Below are 21,241 nucleotides of genomic sequence, written 5' to 3'. Positions count from 1 at the left end.
GTCTCGTTCGCCCATCACGCGGAAAGGAGGAGCAGGCAAGCAACAATTGAAAGATTCGTTGGAATCGATTCATAATCCATAACCATTGGAGGGAATTCATTTTGAAAAAGTGGATAGCTATAATCGCAACGTTAGCGCTTCTCGTCAGTACGTATGTTGTGTCTCCCGACCGCTTGGAAGCAGCGCCGTCGCCTTCGACGGCGAATCAGACGATATTTGGCCCGAACGTATATGTGTTTGATCCATCCATGCCGGCTGCCGACATTCAGGCGGTAACGGGCGCGGTGTTCAATGAGCAAGAGAGCAATGAATTCAGCAATCAGAGATATGCGCTTCTCTTCAAGCCGGGCACGTACAACATGGATATGAAAGTAGGCTTCTTCACGCATGTTGCGGGACTCGGGCAAAACCCGGGGCAAGTGAATCTGACAGGCGGCGCGCTTAACGTCGACGCCAAGTGGGACAACGGCAACGCGACGCGCAACTTCTGGCGAGCGATCGAGAACCTGTCGATCACTCCGGCAAGCGGCATGACGCGCATCGCTGTGTCACAGGCAGCGCCGCTGCGCCGGCTGAACATTAACGGCGAGCTGCAATTGTTCGACTTCGACAATAACTGGAATGCAGGCTGGGCGAGCGGCGGCTTGCTGGCTGACTCTGTCGTCAACGGCACGATCGTGCCGGGCTCGCAGCAGCAATGGTTCTCGCGCAACAGCCAGTACGGCAACTGGACGAACGGCGTATGGAATATGGTATTCGTCGGCGACACCAATCCGCCGGCAGGCCAATTCCCGGACCCGCCGTACACCGTCGTCGAAGAGGCGCCGATACTGCGCGAGAAGCCGTATCTGTATATCGACGGTGCAGGGCAGTATCGCGTGTTCGTGCCTTCACTGCAGCATGACCGGAAGGGCGTCAGCTGGGTGAACGGCTCCACGCCGGGCGAATCACTGTCGATCGATACGTTCCACATCGCGCGCCCGGAGACGGCGACAGCGGCCAACATCAATGCGGCACTCAGCCAAGGCAAAAACCTGATCTTCACCCCGGGCATCTACCATCTGAGCGAGACGATCCAGGTGAACCGCGCCAATACGGTCGTTCTTGGCATTGGTCTGCCGACGCTCATCCCGACGAACGGACAAGTGACGATGAAGGTGGCTGATGTAGACGGCGTGAAGGTAGCGGGGCTGGTGCTAGACGCAGGTCCCGTTCTTTCCACTTCTCTGCTGGAAGTAGGCCCAAACGGCAGCAACGCGAGCCATGCGGCCAATCCGACCTCGCTGCATGATCTGTTCTTCCGGATCGGCGGAGCAGCCATCGGCAAAAACGACGCCAGCTTAACTATTAACAGCAATGACGTCATCGGTGATCACTTTTGGATCTGGCGTGCTGACCATGGCGCTGGTGTAGGCTGGACGGACAATATATCGAAGAACGGTCTGGTCGTGAACGGCAATCAGGTGACGATCTACGGCTTGTTCAATGAGCATCATCATGAATACCAGACGTTATGGAACGGCAATGGAGGCCGGGTCTACTTCTATCAATCCGAAATTCCATACGACGTGCCGGATCAGGCAGGATGGATGAGCCAGAACGGAACAGTGAACGGCTACGCATCTTATAAGGTAGCCGATCATGTGACGGATCACGAGGTATGGGGACTCGGCGTCTATTCCTTCTTCAGAGATGCGCCTGTGAAGCTGGAGAGCGGCATCGAAGTGCCGGATACGACGGGCGTCAAGGTTCATCATGCGACTTCGATATGGCTGGCGGGAACGCCGGGCAGCGAAATTACGCATGTCATCAATAAGCTGGGAGGCCGCGTCTACGCGAATTCGCCTGCGGAGGGCATGAGGCAGACGGTCAATGCATTTATCGGTACGGGTACAGGCGGACCGGGAGGCCCCGGAGGCGTAGAGACTGCGCTCGACCGTACCGGCTGGACGGCTTCCTCATCGCCTTCAAGCGGTGACGCGGCGGCGAACTTGCTCGATGGGAATATGGCAACACGCTGGAGCGCAGGCACTGCAATGGTTCCAGGGCAGTCGCTGACCATCGACATGAAATCGGCAAAGAGCTTCAACAAAATTGTGATGGACTCAACAGGCAGCAATGACGACTACGCTCGCGGCTTCGAGGTTTATGTATCAAGCGACGGCGTGAATTACGGCAGCGCAGCAGTGAGCGGCACAGGAGGCGGGCCGGTTGTGGAAGCCGTCTTCCCTGCACAGTCGGCGCGCTATATCAAGATCGTGCAGACCGGAACGGCATCCAACTGGTGGTCAATTCGGGAGCTGAACGTGTATACGAATGGCAGTGGTGGCAACAATGGCGGCGGCACAGGAGCAGAGCTCTCCCGTTCCGGCTGGGTTGCCGCTTCAACGCCATCAAGCGGAGACATTGCAGCCAATCTGCTTGACGGGGATATGGGGACGCGTTGGAGCGCTGGGGCGCCTATGGCTCCAGGACAATCACTGACGATCGACATGGGCAACTCGCAGAGCTTTAGCAAGATTGTGATGGATTCAACAGGCAGCAACGACGATTATGCGCGGGGCTACGAGGTGTATGTGTCGCAAGACGGCGTGAGCTATGGAAACGCTATAGCGAGCGGCACGGGCAGCGGGCCAGTCGTAACGGCCCAATTCGCACAGACCAATGCGCGGTATATCAAGGTTGTACAGACGGGCACGGCATCCAACTGGTGGTCGATCAGGGAATTTAAGGTGTACAACTAACCAAAATTGTTATATTCTGAGAAAAGAACGTATCAAGCAGGGATTGCACAGGTTGCAATCCCTGTTTGCAAAGTAGAAGAAGCGTAAGCCTGCCGGTTGCTGGGGCATAGGAAGGGGATATATATGGAGGATAAAATACGCGAGCTGCTAAGCTATTATTTTAAAGACCATTCCCATTGCAAGATGAAGCCGGTACCGTTTGGCCTTACGAATCTGACGAGAATTATAGAGGTTAATGATGTAAAATATATAGCCCGAATCTATAATCGCCATACCAAAAGCAAAGAAAGTCTGGAGCTGGAGGCGAGAATTACCTCCTATCTGAATCATGCGAATCTGTCCTTTCAAGTACCGGCCTTCTTGTCTACCCACAAGGGAGATGAATACGTAGAGCTGCCAGATGGAACGCTTGGCGTGATGGTTTCGTTCATAGAGGGTAGCGTGCCTGCATTATCTGAGGAAAGCCATGCGGCCGAGTTCGGGCGAGTTGTCGGCGAAATGTCTGCTGTGCTCAGCACCGTTGCAACCGAGAAGCTGGCCTATAAGGGGCAAGCTTTTTCCAATTTCTACAGCCTTCATCCGCTTGCAGACCGGGATGCGGTCCAGACGTTTTTCGCTCAGCCGCCATTTTCGATATCGGATGGCGAACTTACGTTTTATACCGAGATGGTCGAATCGATTGAATCGGCTGAGTCTGTATTAAATGAATTGCCTTGGCAGTTGGTTCATCATGATTTGCTTGTCTTCAACCTATTAACCAAGAACCATCATATCTGCGGGGTACTGGACTTTGATTTTATCGCGATGGATGCCAGGTGCATGGAGCTTGCCATCTGCCTGAATCATGTGCTGCAGCTAACGGACGGCTCGTGGCGCATGCTGGAGGCTTTCGTCAAAAGCTACGCAGCTTTCTGCAAGAGCTCAGCCCAAGAGATTGTCCAGCTACGACATCTGACCCGAATCTATCACATCGCGCTTCTTCATATTTACATCGGCCAGCATTATGCGGGTGTCCCTATTGAATCCAACTTCACCTATATACTGAACCAGTTTCGCGACAGGGATCGGTGGTTGAAGGAGCATGAACAGCCGTTGAAGACATTGCTCGATTCGTATTGGCTCTGAAGTTCATACTAGCTGTGGCTGAGCTGAATTAGCCTTACGACACTGCGAGGGCGGGGGAGCACCCGGCGGCAGTGTTTTTGCTATATTCCATCGCTTCATCAGCAACCATACTATACTCAGCCCGTGCCTTAAGGTAGAATGGGTTACGTCAGATGGGACTTGTACGGTTGAATGCATGATGAAGTGAGGCTCAATTCTATATGTTCAAATCAAAGCTTCTATACAAGCTAGTTATCGCAGCGGCAATCGGTGCGGTGCTGTATGCGGTAATTGCGAATTATATCTATGATCCGTCTGCGGATCGATTTCTCAGTCAAAAGATGGATTTGAAGCGTACGCTTCAACTGCCTCTATGGCTGAATGTGATGTATGTTCATGTGGCTTTTGCCTGTATCGCGTTATTAGCAGGGGCGGTCAACTTTTCAAGCGCTGTGATGAAGAAGTTCAAAAAGTTTCATCGAATGAACGGATACGCTTATCTGATTGCAATTCTTATCGTAGATATCACATCGGGCTATATGGCTCCTTATTCTACCGGCGGCAAGGCGACCAGCATCCCGTTTAACCTATTAAATATTGCTTGGCCCATTATAACCATTATCGCGATATCCAAAATTAGAAAGAAACAGGTGAACAGCCATCGGCAGTGGATGGTGCGAAGCTATGTCTTTTGCTTTACCAACGCGGTCACTCATCTATCCTTGAACCTGCTCCAGAAGGGATTTGGCTTAACCTTTACGACCAGCTACACGGTATCGGTCTATATTTCGATCATAGGATTATGGCTCGTGGCGGAAGTCATTAATCGAACGGTGTTCAAGGAGCCGCCTCGGCTAGCATAGTAGGAATCATCGCGATGGGGGAGAGGACGAGCGGAAGGCATCTTATCACCAAGCAGGAGGTACCGAAGATGATGAAACAAATAGCGACATATGCAGGCTTGCTAATCGCGATATTTGGCTTGATGCATCTCTTCACCTATATTGCGAATTGGAGCGCGTCCGTCCAGTACCATCCGTTCTTCCCTCTAGGAGGGAAAAGGCAGCTGAAGCATGTTGCAGCGGCAGCTGTACCCATGCTGTTGCCCATGCTGCTAGGTCTGTTGCTTGGTGTGATTCGGCTTTTTCACATTCGTGCCAAGCAGGGGAGGTGGAGGTTCAACTGGGCCTTGTTCCTGATCGTTGTGCTCCCGTTGCTGCTGCTCCCTGTGCCTGCCATGCTCTCCCAGCTGCATTACAACGTTGTTCCCTTGATTAACGCAGTCGACGGGCTGTTGCCGGCATCCAGTCCGCAGTCGCCATTAAGCCTGGAATCTTTTGGTGTTGCGACTGGACTGCTCTTCATGTATTGCTTTCACAAGAAGGATTCTTAGAAGCTAATTAGGCAAGGAATAATCAGCACCGTGGAAGGCCGGATAAGGACGAATGGATGTCCTGTTGTCCGGCTTTTTTTCTGTCCCGCCATTTTTACACTTTCTTCAAAGATCCGTTAAATAGTGCAGTTTTATGGTGGGAATGGCTGAGATCACAGAGGCGATAGCATGTAGGATTAAGTTGATTGATGATTCTGATTCAAAAAGTGAAAAGGAGGAGGATGACGATTCATGAAGCTTAGACGTAGATGGACAACGCTATTTGTATCCGCTTTCACAACAGCGGCGCTCCTTATGCCGCTCACAGCAATGGCAGAAGAGGCGTCGCCGGAAGTTCTCGGTACGAACTTCGAGGATCACCTCGACAAGAAGGACACCGACCGTTTCTACTCATCGAATGGGTGGAGCAATGGAGGCACTTTCCTAAACGGGTGGAGAGACGACCATGTCGTGTTCGAGGACGGCAAGCTGAAGCTGCTGCTCGATGACAAGCCTTGTGTGGATGATCAGGCCTTATGCTCCGGTCAGCCCTATGCATCAGGAGAATATGCGACGACTCAGCGGTATGGCTACGGCAAATTCGAAGCCAGATTGAAAGCGGTAAAAGGAGTAGGCGTCGTAACAGGCTTCTTCACGTATGGAACCGATCCGGATGGCACGGCGCATGAGATCGATGTTGAGATTTTGGGCAAGGACACGACAAAGCTGGAAACGAACTATTTTACGAAAAGCGTAGGCATGCACTCCACGATTATTCCGCTTGGCTTTGATGCGGCAGATGACTTCCACGACTATGCCTTCGAATGGTCGCCGGATTACATCAAGTGGTATGTAGACGGCAAGCTGGTTCACACCGAGACGGGCGAGAGAGGCGAATTGCCGTCTACGCCGGGCCATATCATTGCCAACGTGTGGCCGGCAACCAAGACGAACGGCTGGGCGGGCGACTATACGCATCATGGTCAGACGCTGGTCGCTGAGTTTGACCGTATCGCGTATACGAAAGCAGAGCAGCCGCAAGGCGAAGTACAGTCGGTCGAGCTGCAAGTGGAAGACCCGAACAAGCCGCAAATCTACCGTATCGGCCAGACTGAGATGGCGCCTCTGCGCTATCTGATGGAGTCCCTAAATGCAAAGGTGGAGTGGAACGGCGCGAAGCAGGAAATTCACGTCACTGATGCTGCATCGGGTGCAAAACTCATCTTCAAGGCAGGCTCCAAAACTGCTACGGTGAATGGCGAGAAAGTTACGCTGGCTGAACCCGTTACGATTCGGAACGGTATTGCCTACGTGCCGCTTACGGCTTTGGCGGATGCGGTCGGAGCCAAGGTGGAGCGGGACGCACAGAACCAATCCATTAAGATTTCCAGAAGCTTGCCTTAACTAGCGCTAGTGCGCCATCGATCACATTCCAAGAAAGAGGTGTGTATTCATGAACAACAAGATGATGCCTATCAGAAAAAGAATGACAGCCCTGCTTGCGGCTGCTGCTATGCTTGCAGTATTGCTCCTGCCGATTTCATCTTCGGCTGCTGACGTTGCATTTCTTGAACCGCTGAACGGGACGAATCCAGGCATGTTCTACACTTCGGACGGCTGGGCCAACGGTGTCGACTTCGGTGTCGGCTGGAAGGCGGCTAACCAGGAATTTTCGAATGGCATCATGGCTTTGCGGTTGGATAATGCGGGATGTCCCGCAAGCTGCTCTGGCAAGAACTATGCTTCAGGTGAATACGCCACGAATGTGAAGTACGGCTACGGCAAAGTGGAAGCCCGGATGAAGGCAGCGAAAGGTACCGGGCTCGTAACCAGCCTGTTTACGTATTCCGGCCTAGCGGCGGGCACATCCAATGACGAGATTGATATTGAAATTTTGGGCAAAGACACAACCAAGCTGGAGACGAACTATTTCACCAATGGTGTCGGTCACCACAGCACGATTATCGATCTGGGCTTCGATGCTTCGCTTGATTTCCATGACTATGCGTTCGAGTGGTCGCCTACCTACATTAAGTGGTACGTAGACGGAGTTCTCGTGCATACAGAGAACGGATCAAGAGGCGCGCTGCCGACCAGTCCCGGCCACATCATGGTTAATCTATGGTCGGGGTCTGGCCCGGCAGAGATATGGACGGGTAAGTTCAACTATCCGGGAGCGCCGGTTCGAGCGTATTATGACTGGATCAAGTTCACGCCGGCAAGCGAGCTGCCAACGGACAATGGCACCGGCTTAACTGCTCAATACTACGACAACATGAATTTCACATCCTTGAAGACAACAAGAGTTGATGCGACGGTGAACTTCGATTGGGGCTACGGAGCGCCGATTTCTTCGATGGGCGCAGATACCTTCTCCGTTCGTTGGACGGGTAAAGTGAAGCCGCAGTATACAGGCAACTATACGTTCCATACGAGCACAGATGACGGTCTCCGATTATGGGTGAACAATCAGCTTATTATCGACAAGTGGGTTGATCAGGCCGAGACCGAATGGTCAGGCTCCATCTATCTGACAGCCGGCCAGAAATACGATATTAAGCTGGAATTTTTTGATAATACGGAAGATGCTATTGCCAAGCTATCCTGGTCATCGGCATCCCAGTCGAAGCAAATTATTCCGCAAAGCAGGCTTTATCCGAACTAAATGAAGTGAACCATATTCGTGTAAGATTGTGTCACCAAGCTGTCCCGGTTCGATGTGTCGAATCCGGGACAGCTGTTCCTGTTAGAAGAGATAGAACGGGGGGGCCTTGCGATGCCAGCTATGATGAGAGAAGAAGCCATTCCGAAGGAAAAAGTGATTTTGGACAAAAATTATCCGGTATTCGTCATTGATACGATCGGGGTTACGAATGTGTATCAGAAGCTGCATTGGCATGACGTGCTGGAGATTAATTATATCAAGTCGGGAACGGGCTACTATATGATCAACGGCCAGAAGTACGAGTTTCAGCAAGGAGATATCCTGTTGATTAACTCCAATGATCTGCACTGTGCATACGAAAGCAAGGATCTTGTCATGACGGTAATTACGTTCGATCCCACCTGGTTCGTACGCAATCTCAGGTTCGATTCCGAGCTGCTTAGCCCGTTCCGGGAAGTGGGCAAATGCTTTACGAATCTGATCGATCGCGAGCATCCGTCCATGGACAAGCTGCGCAGCATTCTGATGGAGCTGCAGCAGGAGCATGAACAGGAGCGGCGCTCCTATGGATCAATCGTCTATTCGCTGCTGCTCCGGTTTCTGGCTATTGTCAACCGGGAATGCCGGGTGGACGGCGCTCTGCAGCAGGAGCCGAGCATCAGTGAGCAGCAGCTAGAGAAGATGCGCCAGGTCATTATGACAATGGAGCTGAACTATGCCTACTCCTGGACGCTGGAGGAGCTTGCGTCTCTGGTTTACCTGAGCCCGTCTCGCTTCAGCGAAATCTTCAAGCGGGCGGTCGGCATGCCGCCGCTGCTGTACCTTATCCATATTCGGCTGGAGCAGGCAGTGGCAATGCTGGAGGGGGGCGGCATGAAGGTGACCGATATCGCCCTGGAATGCGGCTTTCGCTCGCTCACCAACTTCAATCGGCTGTTCAAGAAGCATGTCGGCATGACGCCGAAGGCTTCGCGCAAGCAGCCGTCACTAAACCAGTGATTTGCACTGGTTTTTTTATTGGGCTGATTTCCAATCCGACCTCCTGCCCGTATACCAATCAGAAACCAGTGTAATCACGGGGTAAATCCTTTAGTATAAGAGGAAGGACTTTGTTCGTAGGAGAGAGTTGCGATATGGGAAATCAGCACGTCTACACACTGGAAAATATTAAGCTTTCCAAATTACAGGGATCTGTTCCTCAGGAGAAGTTCGTTTTGGAAAGCTGTACATTATTCATTATCGTACACGGCACAGGGGAGCTGTGGTTGGATGATCAAGTCTATCCCGTCTCCAAATCGGGGAAAATCATATATGCGAATCCGGGAGCGGTCGTTCATTATAAGGAAGAGGGCCAAGGCTAGCCTGAGGGAAATTGCGCAGCGGATCGGGTATCGAACCGCTTGACACTGCGGACGGCATAATAATGGCTCGCGGATGAGATGAAGTTGGCGTAGTATAGTTTTGTACTAATTGGGTTGAGATACTCTATTTCTTTAGGTAAACTAAAGAAGAGGTGAAGCTATGAATGGATTTGAGCGCAGGAGAAATGGGAAGATTGAGCAAATCTTTCAAGCTGCGAATCTACTATTCTCTCAGCACGGATATCAGAACGTAAGCGTCAATGAAGTCGCGGAGCAGGCCGAAGTATCTCCCGCGACAATCTATAATTATTTTGGGACAAAGGAAAAGCTGGCGGCAGCTATGCTGCGTCATTGGATGGACAAGCAGCTGGCCCGGTACCGGGCCATTTTGGCGTCGGAGGCTGCATTTCCGGAGAAGACGAAGGAAATTATGACGCTTGAAGCCCGCAACGTGAAGATTTTGACGGAAGAGCTTAAGCAGACCTCGTCTGCTGAGCGGACCGGAATGGCGCAGGATATGGAGCGTTATGCCGAGGAGCAGCTTGCGGCTTTATTTCGGCAATATGTCGAGCTGGGCAAGCAGGAAGGATACATCCGCAAGGAGCAATCGGACGAAGGGATTGCGATGTACTTTGGCATGTACCAGAATGAGCTGGGCAGGCTGTGGGCGGAGAAGCATGGCCGGGACCCAAGTGCCTATATCGATCAGCTAATGGAGATGTTTTTTTACGGCTTGGTGGGGGAGCGGGCTTAATCGGAGCTGAATGAAAGTTCCATTCAGCCCTCCGAATCCGCCGACAGCAAGCACTCAATAAAGTGCTGGGCGCGTCTCGACAGGCGCTGATCCTTCAGCCATAGGATACCAACTTCGGATTGGAAGTCGGCATCGCGTATCGTCAGCATCGTCACTGCCTCCAGCGGAAACGACGAAAGCGTCGATTTTGGGAAGACGGTAGCTCCGATCCCGGCAGCGACGAGCGACATGATAATGGCGACACTGGAGCATTCGCATATGATCGTAGGTTCGATGCCGTGCCGTCTGAACTCGTTGACCACCTGCTCATGCATACGCGTGGTTTTGTCCGTCTTCAGCGTCAGCAGCGGATAAGTCGCAAGCTCTTCCATGCTGATGCTTTTGTCCGTCGTAGTCGGAGCCCACGATGACGGCATAAGCGCTACGTAGGGATCGGATGGCAGCGGGAGAACCCCTAATTTGCCCGGCAAAATATTCGTTTCGAACGGAAGCCGCGAGATAACGAGCTCGACGGATCGTTTCTCCAGCAGCTGCCCCATAATAAAGTGGTCGCCTTCGGAAATTTTGAAGGTAACCTGGGGATAGGACTCCCGCAGCAGCTGGATCGGCTTCGGGAGAATGGAGACGCAGGATACGACGGCCCCGATCGACAGGGTGCCCCGCACACCGGATTCGATCTCCTTCACCTCCTTTATGGTCTCGTCAAGCTGCAGCAGCAATTGTTCTGCGCGTTCCTTGAGCATCTCTCCGGCAGCGGTCAGAGTAAGCTGCTTGCGGCTGCGCTCGAACAGCTGGGCTCCGAGCTCCTCCTCCATTAGCATGAGCTGCCTGCTCAGGGGAGGCTGCTCCATATGCAGCAGCTTGGCTGCACGTGTAATTTGCTTTTCCTGTGCGATAGCGAGAAAATATTTTAATTGCCGGATGTCCATCGTCATGTTCTCCTTTAAGTGTATGTTCAAAAAGTCCGGTTTTCAGCACCGAGAAGATGGGATGAAGCTAGGAAATGAGGAGCGGAGCGTAGTGGAAGCTACGTGAGCACCGGAAGTTCCAGCTGAATGCCATATTCGATGTCGAGTCGGCTTCCTGATCTGCTTCGTGATCAAAAGTGGACTTTTTGAACAACCTTTTTGAACAACCTTTTTGACATACTTTAAAGGTATGGATGATGAATAGTTTAGATATTTTATATATACCTCAGAAGATGATAGTATTCAATCACAATGTATGGAACGAAGGAGCTGGACTCTCATGACTCATAGCCTATCGATAAGCGTAGAAACGACTGCACAGAAGAAAGCAAAGCCGCCGCAAGATCAGCTTGGATTCGGCATTCATTTCACGGATCATATGTTTATTATGGATTACAGTGTGGAGCGGGAGTGGCATAACCCGCGCATTATCCCGTATCAGCCGATCGTACTGGACCCGGCTGCCAAAGTGTTTCATTACGGCCAGACGATCTTCGAAGGACTGAAAGCGTACAAGACCGCTGATGGCCGGATTCGCTTGTTCCGCCCTCGCGATAACTTCGCCCGCATGAATCGATCCAACGATCGCATGAGCGTACCTGAGCTGGATATCGACACGGCTGTTGAGGCATTGGAGCGGTTGATTGAAGTCGATGCCGACTGGATTCCGACAGAGTCCGGAACATCGCTCTACATCCGTCCTTATGTAATCGCAACCCAGGCAACACTGGGTGTCGCTCCATCCGAGAACTATCAATTTATTATCATCATGTCTCCGGTAGGAGCGTACTATCCGGAAGGCATGAATCCCGTGAAAATCTACGTGGAATCCGATTATGTACGTGCGATGGTCGGCGGCGTAGGCGAAGCCAAGACAGCGGGCAACTATGCCGCGGCTTTGAAGTCGCAGCAGATCGCGAAGGAGCAAGGCTATACGCAGGTGCTGTGGCTGGACGGAGCAGAGCATAAGTATATTGAAGAAGTTGGCAGCATGAACGTGTTCTTCAAGATCGGCGGCAAGGTCGTGACTCCGGCGCTGAACGGCAGCATTCTTGCGGGCATCACGCGCAGCTCCGTTATTCAGCTGTTGAAGTATTGGGGCATCACGGTGGAAGAAAGAAGATTGTCCATTGACGAGATCTATGAAGCGGCTCAGCAAGGCTTGCTGGAGGAAGCATTCGGCACGGGAACGGCTGCTGTTATTTCCCCAATCGGCGAGGTGAACTGGGGCGGCCAGAAGCTGGTGATCAGCGAAGGCCTTACAGGCGAGCTGACGAACAAGCTGTATGATACGCTAACGGGCATTCAGTATGGAACGGTGGAAGATCCGTTCGGCTGGACGCAAGAAGTAGGCGCTGGCAAGAACGAATCCGTACGTTAATGAAAAATCACTTCAAGGAGCAGCGGCTTGGAGGGTATAATGGGTGTGTAACCATCTTCTACAGATAGGATGAATTCACATGCTCAGGTTGCTCGGCAGAAGCATTCGCGATTTCCGAACCTCATACACCAAGCTGCTGCTCTTTGAATATTTGTATATGCTGCTTACGAGCATCATTATCATTCCGGTTATTACGTTTATCTTCAACCGAATATTAACCGTAGTCGGCTCTGGCTCGCTGCTGAACAGCGAGGTATACCGGCTGGGCTACACCTATGAAGGAGTGCTTGGGCTTGTCATGATCGGCCTGGTCGCTTCTTTTGCGCTGTTCATCGAATTATGCGTTCTCGTCATTCTTGTTCAGCAACGCTACTTCGGCAAGCAGGTCAATATCGCCGATGCGCTTCTCACGACGCTGCGCCAGACGCCGCGGCTGCTTGGATTCGGTATTGTCCAGCTGCTCGTATTCTTGCTGGTGCTGATTCCCTTTATCGATTCGCCGTTATCGGCTTCTTTCTATGCCTTGTTTAATTTTCCGATCTTCATGCAAAGCCGGGTGCTCGACGCCTCTTACACGATGACGATCGTTTATGTCCTGCTTATGTTAGTTGTGCTTTACACCGTGCTGCGCTGGATATTCGTGCTCCATTATATCGTGCTGGAGGGCAAGTCCATTACCGAAGCGATCCGCAGCAGCCAAGCTTTGACGAGGGGGAGAAGACTTCAGCTTTTCTTCTGGCTGTTCGTACTGAATGCGGTCGTATTCGGCACAGGTTTCCTGGCGATTTCGTCGCTTTCCTATTTGCCGGCTTGGATGGATATGAATGTGCTTAAGGCATTTACGAACCACTACTCCTTGACGCTGTCCACCATTCTGACTTATATGTTCGCACTGCTTCTTATGCCGATCAATATTATCTTCTTGACGCGTCTGTTCTATTATTTCGGACATACGAAGGGAGAGAAGCCGAAGGATCACCTGCATATCTACCAGAGCAGACTGGGCAAGCTGGAGCAGAGATTCGCTGCCTTCCTGAGGGGGAGAAAGCGGACGAGCCTCATCTATGCCTCCATTGCGGTCGTCTACATCGGGCTGGCTGTTTATGTGGGGATTAGAGCCAATGACAGTCTCGTCTACGCGAAATGGAATGTACTGATCTCGGCGCATCGCGGCGATGCGGAGAATGCTCCGGAGAACTCGATTCCATCCATTACGGCGGCGATTGACAAGGGAATTCAGTCGGTGGAAATTGACGTTCAAATGACCAAAGACGGCATAGCCGTGCTTCATCATGATTACAGCCTGCGCCGGATGGCTGGCGTACCTGAGCGCGTATCCGAGCTGACCTATGAGGAGCTCAGCCGGCTGGCCATCGGGCAGGATGAGAATTTGGAATCGATCCATATTCCAACGCTGGCATACGCGCTGGCTGAAGCGCAAGGGCGCATCAAGCTGCTGCTTGATCTCAAGCCGTACGGACCTGGCGACGATCTGGTCAGGGAGGTAGTCAGTCTGGTTCAGGCTTACGGCATGGAGCAGGAGGTCTATATCCAGTCCTTCGACAGCTACTCACTGAAGCAGATTCGGGAGCTGGCGCCGGATATTAAGATCGGGCAGATCTTATACTTTGCGCTCGGCAATCTGTCTGCGCTCGACGTCGACTTCTATACGATCGAGCAAGTGATGCTGACGGATCAGCTGGTGAAGCAAGCGCATGCCTCTGGCCGCGAGGTGTGGGTATGGACGGTCAATACGAGGCGCAATATGAAGGAAGTGCTGAAATTCCAGATTGACGGCATCATTACGGACTATCCGGTGCTGGCACAGTCGATGGTGGAGCTTAATTTTTAAGCCTTGCCTTATCGGATGGTTATCGTGATAGCAAGGAAAGGAAGACATCCTCTTCAGGTTAAACTCTGGGGGGATGTCTTTTTTTGTAACATAAATATAGGAAAAGGATTGACGGGGACGAAGGGAGCATTTACTATTTAATTATCGCAATAATATTTATCATGATAAATAAATGGAAGCATGTAAGGAGACGCCATGAATTTAGTTGATTATTGTATTCAGATTGGCGGGTTGCTGCGAGTAATCGATACGAAGCACTCGAAAATTATTAATCAATTCTATGCTCCGCACAATTTGACAGGCTCAACGATTAATATTTTGCTTCTGCTTGAGAAAGAAGGACCTCTGCGGGTAGGGGATATTGGCGCTGCGCTGAATATGGTGGACAGCAATGTGTCGGCTGTTTGTTCGCGGCTGGAGAACATGGATCTGGTAACCCGTGTCAGAATGAAGGAGGATCAGCGAGTCGTCAAGATTCAGCTCACCGAGACGGCGAATGAACGCATGAACGATATTCGGGCGAATGTAACCGATTTCCAGCAGCTATTCGTGAAGAATGCATCGCAGCAGGACCTGGAGGACATCGTGAACGGCTTGAACAAGCTGGAGCATATTCTGGACAATGTGCTTCGGGAAAAGACAGACTAAGCGGCTTATACATAAGCGTGATATGAACTTTTTTTTACCGTTTAACCAAGTAATCATCTTAGAATTATGGGGTATTCTTGCCTGCTGGACAACTAGAGGCTTGGTGTCAGTCGATTGTACCTATTCTTTGATCTACTAGGAGGAAGAAAGATGGAAAAAAACAAAAGTTCATGGATGATGTTAGTAGTCTTGCTGGTCCTATCGCTTGTGGCCGGCGCATGCAGCAAGCCTGCGGCAGACGGCAATCAGGGAAGCTCTGGATCAGGTGAGGGAGGCAATTTGATTATTGCAATCAAAGACGATCCGAAGACGTTCAACCCCATCTATGCGGGAGACAGCATGTCCCTTACGATTGGCAATGCCCTGTTCGCGCCGTTAATCAGCGTGAATGACGGCAAGCAGACTTTCGTATTGGCCGAAAGCCTGACGGCTTCGGATGATCTGACAACGTTCACACTGAAGCTGAGAGAAGGGCTTCTCTGGCATGACGGACAAGCTTTGACGGCCGATGATGTTGTCTTTACGTTCAACAGCTTATTAGACGAGAGCCAGCACAGCTATTTCCGCAGCTCTTTCGTGTTGGAAGGCAAGCCGATCGAGGTGAGCAAGGTAGACGATCGTACGGTTCAATTCGTATTGCCCCAAGCATCGGCTGCTTTCGAGAGCTCCCTTGTTCAGATTCGCCCCATTCCGAAGCATATCTACGAAGGTGAAGCGGACTTAGAGAAAAGCGAGAAGAACTACAATCCGGTAGGCTCTGGGCCATTCAAGTTTAAGGAATACCGGGCCGGCGAATATGTCCTTGTCGAGCGCTCCGACCATTATCACGATGGGAAAGCAAAGCTGGATTCCATCACCTTCCGTGTGGCAAAGGATAATAGTTCAGCGGTGCTGGCGCTTCAGAATGGAGAGCTGAATCTGCTGAGAATCGAGCCGCAGGACTATGACAAAGTGAATGCCTCCGGCAAAGCCAACATCCTCATGTTCCCATCTGGCGGCGTGACGACGATGGTCTTCAATTTGAATATCGATGTCATGAAAAATAAAGAGGTGCGTCAGGCCATCGTCCATGCGATTGATAAAGAGGAATTGATTAAAGCCGGCTTCTCTTCCACTGATTTTGCAATTCCGGCAACGTCGATCTTCTCGCCGGGAACGCTTCATCTGAAGACCGGCGTGAAAACGTATGATTATGATCCGGACAAGTCCAGGGACATGCTGAAAGCTGCAGGTGCCGAAGGATTGACCATCCGATTCGCTTATTTCAATGCGAGCACCCCGGAAACCAATATGGCGCTTTACCTTCAGCAGAAACTGAAAGAAGTCGGCATTCAGGTTGAATTGATACCGCTGGATGGGGCTGCGCTTGGCCAGAAAGCACTGAACAAGGACAATACCGATTACGATATGTCCTTTGGCGGTTACAGCATGGGCTTCGAGCCGGACGCTTACAAGGTGCTTTATCTAAGCGACGCGGCGTATAACTATTCGCATTACAAGAATGCGCAATTCGATCAGATGTGGCATGAGGCTGCTGTCGAGACGGATGCGGAGAAGCGCGGTAAGCTCTATGAGCAAATTCAGGAGCTGTCGGCAGAGGAAGTATCCACATATCCGATCGCTTACGGAAATACGATTATCGCTGTTGATTCGAAATTCGGCGGGTTGGATGAAGCGGTACCGAAGTCGGTTGTGCTGTTCGATGATTTCTCCAAGCTGTACAAAGAGTAATGACTAAAGCGGATAGGCAAACAGCGCTGTCCGGAAGGAGTAACAGTTGAGAAAGTATATATTGCGACGATTGCTTCAACTTATTCCGATGCTGCTGTTTATATCCCTTGTATCATTCGCGCTAATTAGGCTCTCTCCCGGAGATCCCGTGATGTCGTTCGTTACGCCCAACATGAGTCCAGAGGATGTGGAACGAATTCGGGCCAGTATGGGACTAGATCAGCCCTTGTATCAGCAATACATCTATTGGCTGCAGAACGTACTGACTGGAAACTTGGGCTATTCCTTAATCAATCACCGTCCGGTTCTTGATCTGATCGTGGAGCGCATTCCGGCGACGCTCGGTCTGATGGGCTCGTCGCTTGTCCTCTCTCTTATTATTGGCGTTCTATTCGGACTCATCTCGGCGCTGAATAAGAATAAGCTCATTGACCGGGTGCTCAGCCTGCTCGCCTATATCTGTATTTCGCTGCCAGGCCTGTGGTTTGCGATGATTCTTATTTATTTCTTTTCCTTGAAGCTGAACTGGCTGCCAAGCATCGGTATGCGAACGATCGGTGTGAATTCTGTGTGGGACGTTATTCTGCATGGCATTATGCCGTGCCTCGTTCTCAGCATAACGAACATTGCGGTCTATATGCGCTATATTCGTTCCAGTACGATCAGTCAGCTTGAAGAAGACTACGTACAGATTCAATACGCTTTCGGTTCTACGAGAATGACGGTCTTGTTTCGGCATGTCTTGCGCAACGTACTGCTTCCGGTCATTACGATACTCGGCTTGTCCTTGCCCGAGATCATTACGGGAGCGTTCATCGTCGAGAGTATATTCTCATGGCCGGGCATGGGCTCGCTCGGCATTAACGCGGTCTTCGCTTTGGACTACCCGATGATTATGGGCATTACGATGATGTCGTCCTTCTTGTTGATCTTCGGCAACTTGCTTGCGGATGTACTGTACGGCGTGGTTGATCCCCGCATTAAATCGATGAGGTGAACAGGATGAACCGGATGAGATGGCGCCTTCTTACGAAGCAGCTTCTGGAGCAGAAGTCGGCTTTGATCGCGTTGATTGTACTTGCGATACTTATAGTGGTTGCATTGGCCGCGCCGCTGGCGGCACATGATCCCAACACGATTCATTTGGACAAGCGGCTGCTGCCGCCAAGTGCGGACCATTGGTTCGGAACGGATGACAACGGGCGCGATTACTTCGCGCGTGCCTTGTATGGCGCTAGAGTGTCACTTAGTGTTGGCGTGCTTGCTATGCTGGTATCGCTTGTGATCGGGACGACAGTAGGGGCGATCAGTGGTTATTTCGGCGGCAAAACGGATAGCTTGCTCATGCGGAGCGTCGATATCGGGATGTCGGTACCGACTTTCTTCCTGATGCTCATTCTGAATGCTTATATGAGGCCGAATATCGTAACGATTGTACTGATGATTGGGCTGCTCAGCTGGATGTCCATCTCGCGGATTGTGAGAGCGGAGACGATATCGGTGAAGGAACGGGAGTATGTGTTGTATGCCCGGGTTTCGGGCCAAAGCGCGTTCCGAATTATTACAAGGCATATCATACCAAGCATCGTTCCGACCATTATCGTTGCCGCCACGGTTAATATAGCGGGAGTGATTATGATGGAGTCTGCTTTGAGCTTCCTGGGGCTGGGTATTAACCCGCCGCATGCATCCTGGGGAAGCATGCTGAACAATGCCAAGGGCCATATCGGGGATCATCCGACGCTGGCTTTATTCCCAGGATTGCTTATTTTGATGACGGTATTATGTTTCAATTACTTGGGTGACGTATTCCGCGCCGCATTCGAGCCGAAAGCGAACCGGCAATAAACGATGAACGAGAGGAGTGAGGAGCATGGCTGAGTTGTTGTCTGTTCATCATTTGCGCACCTCGTTCTTTACCCGAGACGGCGAGGTTCGGGCTGTGCGAGGCGTCAGCTTCTCGATCGGTGAAGGGGAGATGGTCGGCATAGTAGGGGAATCGGGAAGCGGCAAGAGCGTAACGGCGAAATCGCTTATCCGGCTTATGCCGCCCTACGGTCAGATCGTTGGCGGTGAAGTGAAGTTGCGCGGAGACGACGTAACCCGGATGTCTGGGGCGAAGCTGAGGACGATACGGGGCAATCGGATCGCTATGATCTTCCAGGACCCGATGACCTCGCTCAATCCGGTGCTTACGATTGGTTCCCAGTTGACCGAGGTGCTGCGTCGCCATCAAAAGCTGAGTAAGTCGGAAGCACGCCGCCAAGCGATCAAGTGGCTTGAAGAAGTAGGTATTCCTTCGCCAGAGACCAGAATAGACCAGTATCCTCATGAATTCAGCGGCGGAATGCGGCAGCGTGTCATGATTGCGATGGCCCTTTCCTGCAACCCGGAGCTGCTCATTGCCGACGAGCCGACCACAGCGCTTGATGTGACGATCCAGGCACAAATTCTGGAGCTAATGAAGAAGCTGTGCCGTACAACAGGCACCTCCGTGCTGCTCATTACGCATGATCTCGGCGTTGTAGCGCAAGTGTGCTCGCGTGTTATGGTTATGTACGGCGGTCTGATTATGGAAGAGGGAAGAGTAGAGGATATATTCGAGTCGCCGCAGCATCCCTATACGCAAGGGCTTATCCGCTCTATTCCAAAACCGCGGGAAGGCAAGCGTGAGCGGCTCGTTCCGATAGACGGCACGCCGCCGAATTTGTTGAATCCTCCATCAGGCTGTCCATTCATGGAAAGATGTTCAAAAGCGACGGATCAGTGCCTCTTGTTGCCGCCTTACTTTGAATCAAAGCCAGGCCATCGCTCGATGTGCTGGCACTCGGCAGGTAAGCTATGCGAGCGATCGGAGGGGATGGCATGAGCGGCAATACACCTTTAATAGAGGTTCGCGGATTGAGGAAGCATTTCCCGATAGAGAAGTCGCTCTTCGGCAAAACGACGAAAGTGCTTAAAGCGGTCGATGACGTCAGCTTCCATATCGACAGCGGCGAGACTTTTGGTCTGGTGGGGGAGTCAGGCTGCGGCAAGTCGACGACGGGACGCAGTGTCATTCGTCTGTTCGATATTACCGACGGGGAAATCCGATATCATGGAGTCGATCTGGCTGCTATGAGCGAGAAGCAACTGAAGCCTTATCGCAAGAAGATGCAGGCGATCTTCCAGGACCCTTATTCCTCGTTGAATCCCGGGATGAATGTGCTTCAGCTCGTTAGCGAGCCGATGGAAATCCATCTTGACCTTAGCCGCTCGGAGCGCCGTAACCGGGTAGTCGAACTGCTTGGCAAAGTGGGGCTGAAGCAAGAGCATATGGAAAGGTATCCGCATGAATTCAGTGGCGGCCAGAGACAGCGCATCAGTATCGCAAGAGCCATTGCTTCCAATCCGCAATTTGTACTATGCGACGAGCCAATCTCGGCACTTGATGTGTCAGTGCAGGCTCAGGTTGTGAATATGCTGGAGGATTTGCAGGACGAGCTTGGCTTGACGTATTTGTTCATCGCGCATGATCTATCGATGGTGCGTCATATTTCGAATCGCATCGGTGTCATGTATTTGGGTAAGCTGGTGGAAGTCGCGACTAGTGAGGAATTGTATGCCCGTCCTGCGCATCCCTATACGCAAGCGCTTCTGGCCGCTATTCCAGTACCTGACCCAAGGGTGCCATTTGCGGCTGATCGGCTACTGCAGGGCGAGCTGCCAAGTCCGATGGAATCCGGCGTTGGCTGCAAGTTTCGGACGCGTTGTCCATTTGCGTTTCGGCGTTGTGGCGAAGAGGAGCCGGAATTGCTCGAAATTGCCCCCGGACATTTTGCGGCTTGTCATTTGCATCATTGATTGGACCTAAGGATAAGAAAGAGTAGAAGGAGGGACTAGGATGAGCAACCGTGTAAAACTATCGCAGCAGACCGCAATTCTGCTAGAGCGTGCACGCCGATTTGGCGTTTCTGAAGAGGAACTGCTGAGTTGTGCTGTTACAGGCGACACTACTTCCTTGCAGGTGGCTGAGGCGCAATATTACAGCTATGATGAATTTGTATCCTATGCCCATGAACATAACGAACGGTTGGAAGACGCCATCCGATTCGGATACCGGATCAAGTTTAGTACACCCGGCGGCGTACAGCTTTGGCTGAAAGAACGGTTCGGTCTGGAGGCGGGAGTGGACTTCACGGCATCGCCTGGTTTGATTGAGCAGGTGAAGCTGAGCGAGGGGCAGCTGCAGCTGCTGAACGCTACGATAGCTGGCAACTGGGCTTTTCTAGAAGGTAGTGTAGTGCTGGACAGGGAAGTCTTGTTAGCGGGTGATGAATCCGCAGCTGTGCTAAAGGAAGCTTCTGCTTCATCAGAGGCTCCGGGCAACGATGCTGCTAAGTCTAGGCAATTGACGCTTGTGATCCGCTCGGAGCTTGAGTCGTACTTGAGTTCATTAGGAGCTTGAGGCGAACGAAACAAACGATAAATCATATGTATGCATAGTTAACAGAGATGATTATAGGATAGAGGGTTGCGATGGTCGGTATGGCCCGTTGCGACCCTCTTTATGTTACATCGGAGATTCTGTTAATGGACGTAAGAAGCGGGCGGCGTAAGCGCAACATGCAGTATTGTGCCGGATGATGAAGCATATGACAAGGACGCCACTCCCGGCAAGG

19 protein-coding genes and 1 pseudogene are annotated in these 21,241 nt (G+C 51.6%); 19 read left to right on the top strand and 1 reads right to left on the bottom strand.

What is annotated here, in order from left to right; translation table 11 throughout:
- The first annotated feature begins 101 nt into the window (after positions 1–101).
- The 10 genes and pseudogenes from ACFVSO_RS03215 (at position 102) to ACFVSO_RS03170 (ending at position 10,000) form a co-directional block, all read left to right on the top strand.
- Complete coding sequence (locus ACFVSO_RS03215; RefSeq protein ID WP_387470018.1) at positions 102–2,744, top strand: discoidin domain-containing protein; 2,643 nt, start codon at positions 102–104, stop codon at positions 2,742–2,744.
- 123 nt (positions 2,745–2,867) lie between these two features.
- Positions 2,868–3,869, top strand: a complete 1,002-nt coding sequence (locus ACFVSO_RS03210; RefSeq protein ID WP_387470016.1) for a phosphotransferase enzyme family protein — start codon at positions 2,868–2,870, stop codon at positions 3,867–3,869.
- A 200-nt stretch (positions 3,870–4,069) separates the two neighbouring features.
- A complete protein-coding gene (locus ACFVSO_RS03205; protein ID WP_387470014.1) occupies positions 4,070–4,711 on the top strand; it encodes a DUF2306 domain-containing protein in 642 nt (213 codons plus the stop codon).
- A 68-nt stretch (positions 4,712–4,779) separates the two neighbouring features.
- The gene (locus ACFVSO_RS03200; RefSeq protein WP_387470012.1) at positions 4,780–5,241 is read left to right on the top strand and encodes a hypothetical protein; all 462 of its coding nucleotides are present in this window, start codon (positions 4,780–4,782) and stop codon (positions 5,239–5,241) included.
- 231 nt (positions 5,242–5,472) lie between these two features.
- Complete coding sequence (locus ACFVSO_RS03195; protein WP_387470010.1) at positions 5,473–6,624, top strand: family 16 glycosylhydrolase; 1,152 nt, start codon at positions 5,473–5,475, stop codon at positions 6,622–6,624.
- 61 nt (positions 6,625–6,685) lie between these two features.
- Positions 6,686–7,444, top strand: a pseudogene (gene bglS, locus ACFVSO_RS03190) (beta-glucanase); the annotation flags it as partial.
- Complete coding sequence (locus tag ACFVSO_RS03185) at positions 7,424–7,885, top strand: PA14 domain-containing protein (RefSeq protein ID WP_387470547.1); 462 nt, start codon at positions 7,424–7,426, stop codon at positions 7,883–7,885. The pseudogene bglS and the gene ACFVSO_RS03185, both read left to right, overlap by 21 nt.
- Before the next feature lie 111 nt (positions 7,886–7,996).
- A complete protein-coding gene (locus tag ACFVSO_RS03180) occupies positions 7,997–8,884 on the top strand; it encodes an AraC family transcriptional regulator (RefSeq protein WP_387470008.1) in 888 nt (295 codons plus the stop codon).
- A gap of 134 nt (positions 8,885–9,018) precedes the next feature.
- A complete protein-coding gene (locus ACFVSO_RS03175; RefSeq protein ID WP_387470006.1) occupies positions 9,019–9,246 on the top strand; it encodes a hypothetical protein in 228 nt (75 codons plus the stop codon).
- Positions 9,247–9,406: 160 nt separating this feature from the next.
- Complete coding sequence (locus ACFVSO_RS03170; RefSeq protein ID WP_387470004.1) at positions 9,407–10,000, top strand: TetR/AcrR family transcriptional regulator; 594 nt, start codon at positions 9,407–9,409, stop codon at positions 9,998–10,000.
- A gap of 23 nt (positions 10,001–10,023) precedes the next feature.
- On the opposite strand, the gene ACFVSO_RS03165 is transcribed toward ACFVSO_RS03170, so the two are convergent.
- Positions 10,024–10,929: a LysR family transcriptional regulator gene (locus tag ACFVSO_RS03165; protein ID WP_387470002.1), complete on the bottom strand. Its 906-nt coding sequence runs from the start codon at positions 10,927–10,929 to the stop codon at positions 10,024–10,026.
- A gap of 319 nt (positions 10,930–11,248) precedes the next feature.
- On the opposite strand from ACFVSO_RS03165, the gene ACFVSO_RS03160 reads away from it, so the two are divergent.
- From ACFVSO_RS03160 to ACFVSO_RS03120, 9 genes are all read left to right on the top strand, one after another.
- On the top strand, positions 11,249–12,349 hold the full coding sequence (locus ACFVSO_RS03160; RefSeq protein WP_387470000.1) for a branched-chain amino acid aminotransferase: 1,101 nt from the start codon (positions 11,249–11,251) through the stop codon (positions 12,347–12,349).
- A gap of 79 nt (positions 12,350–12,428) precedes the next feature.
- The gene (locus tag ACFVSO_RS03155) at positions 12,429–14,201 is read left to right on the top strand and encodes a glycerophosphoryl diester phosphodiesterase membrane domain-containing protein (protein ID WP_387469998.1); all 1,773 of its coding nucleotides are present in this window, start codon (positions 12,429–12,431) and stop codon (positions 14,199–14,201) included.
- A 195-nt stretch (positions 14,202–14,396) separates the two neighbouring features.
- A complete protein-coding gene (locus ACFVSO_RS03150; RefSeq protein ID WP_387469996.1) occupies positions 14,397–14,849 on the top strand; it encodes a MarR family winged helix-turn-helix transcriptional regulator in 453 nt (150 codons plus the stop codon).
- A 150-nt stretch (positions 14,850–14,999) separates the two neighbouring features.
- Positions 15,000–16,580, top strand: coding sequence for an ABC transporter substrate-binding protein (locus ACFVSO_RS03145; protein WP_387469994.1), 1,581 nt, complete (start codon positions 15,000–15,002; stop codon positions 16,578–16,580).
- An 88-nt stretch (positions 16,581–16,668) separates the two neighbouring features.
- A complete protein-coding gene (locus tag ACFVSO_RS03140; protein WP_387470545.1) occupies positions 16,669–17,577 on the top strand; it encodes an ABC transporter permease in 909 nt (302 codons plus the stop codon).
- Positions 17,578–17,582: 5 nt separating this feature from the next.
- Positions 17,583–18,428, top strand: a complete 846-nt coding sequence (locus ACFVSO_RS03135) for an ABC transporter permease (protein ID WP_387469992.1) — start codon at positions 17,583–17,585, stop codon at positions 18,426–18,428.
- Positions 18,429–18,453: 25 nt separating this feature from the next.
- Positions 18,454–19,449, top strand: a complete 996-nt coding sequence (locus ACFVSO_RS03130; protein ID WP_387469990.1) for an ABC transporter ATP-binding protein — start codon at positions 18,454–18,456, stop codon at positions 19,447–19,449.
- Entirely contained in the window at positions 19,446–20,423 is a 978-nt protein-coding gene (locus ACFVSO_RS03125) for an ABC transporter ATP-binding protein (protein ID WP_387469988.1), read from the top strand. Before ACFVSO_RS03130 ends, ACFVSO_RS03125 begins: the two co-directional genes overlap by 4 nt.
- A 40-nt stretch (positions 20,424–20,463) precedes the next feature.
- Positions 20,464–21,027 carry a hypothetical protein gene (locus tag ACFVSO_RS03120; protein WP_387469986.1) on the top strand — a complete coding sequence of 188 codons (564 nt, stop codon included), beginning with the start codon at positions 20,464–20,466 and terminating at the stop codon, positions 21,025–21,027.
- Positions 21,028–21,241 lie beyond the last annotated feature (214 nt).

Source organism: Paenibacillus sp. NPDC057967, from assembly GCF_042887015.1.
In the GTDB taxonomy this organism is placed as follows: domain Bacteria; phylum Bacillota; class Bacilli; order Paenibacillales; family Paenibacillaceae; genus Pristimantibacillus.
Note: the sequence above shows the minus strand (reverse complement) of the source record. Positions and strands in the feature narration are given on the sequence as shown.